The sequence below is a fragment of the Rhodopirellula maiorica SM1 genome (genome assembly GCF_000346295.1).
Taxonomy (GTDB): domain Bacteria; phylum Planctomycetota; class Planctomycetia; order Pirellulales; family Pirellulaceae; genus Novipirellula; species Novipirellula maiorica.
This window is the reverse complement of the sequence record NZ_ANOG01000382.1, coordinates 1-3,625: the sequence shown is the minus strand read 5'-3', so window position 1 is coordinate 3,625 and position 3,625 is coordinate 1. Positions and strand designations below refer to the sequence as shown.

Annotated in this window: 3 protein-coding genes; 1 reads left to right on the top strand and 2 read right to left on the bottom strand. The window is 55.4% G+C overall.

The annotated features are described in order from the left end of the window. Positions 1-161: 161 nt before the first annotated feature. Together RMSM_RS12375 and RMSM_RS12370 are read right to left on the bottom strand one after the other, a co-directional pair. Entirely contained in the window at positions 162-725 is a 564-nt protein-coding gene (locus tag RMSM_RS12375) for a J domain-containing protein (protein ID WP_008696205.1), read from the bottom strand. Between the two features lie 201 nt (positions 726-926). Next, complete coding sequence (locus RMSM_RS12370) at positions 927-2,195, bottom strand: LptF/LptG family permease (RefSeq protein ID WP_236622112.1); 1,269 nt, start codon at positions 2,193-2,195, stop codon at positions 927-929. 250 nt (positions 2,196-2,445) lie between these two features. On the opposite strand from RMSM_RS12370, the gene purM reads away from it, so the two are divergent. Further along, positions 2,446-3,510, top strand: a complete 1,065-nt coding sequence (purM, locus tag RMSM_RS12365; protein WP_008696203.1) for a phosphoribosylformylglycinamidine cyclo-ligase — start codon at positions 2,446-2,448, stop codon at positions 3,508-3,510. The last annotated feature ends 115 nt before the right edge of the window (positions 3,511-3,625 follow it).

Genomic DNA, 3,625 nt, shown 5'->3' with positions numbered 1-3,625 from the left:
GCCGCTTTAACGCTAGCGAGCTGTTGATATAGTGAGCCGCTCGCGCGTCAGCGGCCGGGTTCCACGCATTACCCGGTGCCTTACGGCCCACGGCTCATCAATGCGATTTGCACAACAGGATTTCACTTAATGATTCCTGGCTACCTGTTTGCGACCAGCGATCAAGCGGATTTCATCACCGTGATTCGCTCGGCATTGTGTTCGATTCGCAAATGGTTTGAAACCGCTTGCTGGTTCATCGCTTCGATTTGGTCGACGCCAGCTGCGGTGATCGATAATTGGCCGCTCTCTTCGCGTCCGATCCAACCTTTTTCGCGAAAATACCACAGGTGGAACGCCACTGTTTGCTGAGAATAGGGCACCATCGTCTCGAGTGTCCCCAGCCCGATACCGGGTTTCTTGAAATCCCGTCGCCGCTGGGCATACAGCAGTGACAACAACTTGTACCGCTCGACGCAATCATCCGTCGCTGCGTTGGCCGCATCAACCAACTCCGCCCGCTGCTGGTTCGCCTGCTGATACTCGCGATCATAAGCGGCTCGCTGCTGAGGATCGCGGAGTGTTTCGAACGCCGTGACCAGTTTCGCAAAGTGGTTGCGATCGCCAGCGAGATCGGGATGATGCTGCTTTGCCAGGAAACGAAAAACGCGTTCAATCGTCGCGATTGTCGCGTTTGGACTGACTTCCAACACCTCGTAGTGATCTGCGAACTCTTTTCCAACCATCTGCCTTGCCTTGTTTTCGACGTGACGTCCAGTTGCCCCCCGGACAACGTTCCGGCACTGCACACGCAAACGTAGCTGACGCTTCGTGGGCGAAGCTTGGTTTTCGCCACGGAACCGCGACCCCACGATCAAGCTATTCTTGATATCGCGGATGTAGCGATTTTAGCGTGCGAATGGATGAAGGGATGGCCAAACGCGAACTCAGTAGCGACGCACACGGGCGATCAATGCGGTGCCAATTGCGACTAGAACCACGTTGCCGATCCAAACGCCATACGGTGGGATCGATGCATCTTTGGCTTGTTCGAGCCCAAAGATAAAGAGCGGGTAATAGACCAACAGGATCGGCAAGAAACAAATCCCGAACGTGGTCCAGTAATCACTCGTGCGCGCGATCATGGCCAGCGGCGCACCGACAAAAACGAAGAAGAAACACGTGAACCCTTCGGCCCAACGACGCCATGGTTCGACGTGTAATCGCGTCAAACGTTTACGACTGTGTTCGACTTGCGATTCCATATGTCTGCCCATTCCTCCCGCGATGTCTCCGGAACGCGAGGTCAGGATAGAAAATCCGACGTGAGCGGCCAACTGGCCTGCGGCCGCGTGGGTCCGCGCGTCTTGTTGCAACCGTTCGCTACGGATCACGGCCAATGACAACCAGCTAGGCGATTTGTCCTCAGGCCCCTTGTCGACCATCGCTGCTGCCAACGGGATTTTGAATTCGGTTTGGCCGGGCACAATGCCTTGGATCCCGCTTCCCGATTCGACTTGGCTATCGGTCACATGCAGAATCAGATTGTAGGTTTCGCTGTCGAGTTGAAGTCGCCCTTCGCGAGCGGACAACTTCATCGGCCCTTCGCTGCTGTGATTGTGAACCGTGACGGTGGGGTGGATCAAGGTTTGCCCCTCAACGTCCCGCACATGGATCGAAAAACCGTGGTCCGATGTGTACGAATGCTGGGCGCGTAAAACTCGATAGGCGATGTCTTCGACCGACATCAGCACGACTCGGTTGATTCCCGGACGCCCCCAAGAAACTGCGAGGTCCGAAACCCCGACCGCAACCGGACTGAGCAACGCGGCAAAGATCAACGCCGGCTGCAACAATCGCAGCGGCGAGATGCCGGAGGCTTTCACGGTGGAAACCTCGCCATCGGCTGCCATCCGGCCATACACGCAGCAGACCGAAAACAGCGCGGTCGCCGGAAAGGCGAACTGCAGCGAAATCGGCAAGATGTACGGCAACAGTTGGACAATCGCAACGACACCGAGACCACGGCGCAGCAGTTCCCGTCCCACACCGACCATCAAGATCATCAGTGTGAGTGCGATCAGCGACACCACGAAGATCTTCAAGATCTCGAACAGGATGTATCGCGTCAGTCGACTGGGAATAAGAGGAATCAAGCTTAGTGGCAGCAGAATTGGCGTGGGTTGACCATCGATCGTCCTTTTCGACTTGGACAATGCGTCGATTGCGTGAAGACGATTGCAGTGTCGTTTAGCAAATCGATGCCAGGCGGCGGTAGACAGGATTTTTGATAATCTCGCTAAACGGCTACTCAATTTGCTGGCATCACAGTATTTGCTGGCAACGCTGTTGGTCACCGCTACCAAGTTTGGCTTGAGGGCGTCATGATGTGGCAATGACCGAAGCGAATTCGCTTCGGCGCTGTGATAATCCAGTCCGCCAAACCGAATTTTGACCCCAGAACAGATGGCTGCAACCTACAAAGACGCTGGCGTTGACCTTGATGTCTATGCCGAATCGATGCGGCGACTGCCTCGCTTGATGCATCGCACCTTTAGCCCTCGAGTGATCCCGAGTGACGGAGGCTTTGCAGGCCTATTTCGCCTCGATTTTGCGGGAAAACTGTTCGCCCGCAACTACAAAGAACCGATTTTGGTCAGCGGCACCGATGGCGTTGGCACCAAGTTGAAGATTGCACAGCAAACCGGCCGGCACAGCACGGTGGGGATCGATTTAGTTGCCATGTGCGTCAACGACCTCCTCTGCACGGGGGGTGAACCCCTGTTTTTCCTTGATTATGTCGCGATGGGACGCGACGATCCGGCTCGTTTAGAGCAAATCGTGCAAGGCATTAGCGATGGATGTGTCGAAGGCGATTTATCGCTATTGGGGGGTGAAACGGCAATCATGCCCGACATGTACGCCACCGAAGACTACGATTTGGCCGGTTTCGCCGTCGGAGTGGTCGATCGCAAGAAATTGATTGACGGAAAACAGATCGCCGAGGGTGACGTCGTGCTCGGATTGGCATCGACGGGACTGCATAGCAACGGATTCAGCTTGGTTCGCAAAGTGATCAGCGACGCGGGACTCGATTGGGATGCAACCCCCGACGAATTCGACGGTCAATCGCTTGGCGAAGTCTGTTTGAACCCTACCCGTATCTATACGCAGGCGATTCGCAGCATCCAAATGCATTACCGCGTCAAGCAGGTTCTGCACGGTTTGGCCCATATCACAGGCGGTGGAATCCAGGAGAACCTCGATCGAATTTTGCCTAAAAACGTCGATGCCGAGATTGATCCGACCAGCTGGCAGCCGCATCCTATTTTCCAATGGCTGCAAAAAACAGGAAGCATTGAAACCGCTGAAATGCGGCGTATTTTCAACATGGGCATCGGCATGATCGCGGTGGTTAGCGAATTTTACGCCGCGAGCATCCAGTCGCAAATGGACGAGCTCGGGATCGGATGCCAAACGATTGGCCGAATCGTGGGCGGCAGCGGCAAAGTCCAATATCGCGACGCATGATCGCGTTGCCTGGTGGTTGCGAGATCGTCAGTTGCTGGTCACCCGATGCCCGCGACTTTGCACTAACCGATTGGTTTACGTAGCGGAGCGGCGCAAGCCGCCCGGTAAATTTTGA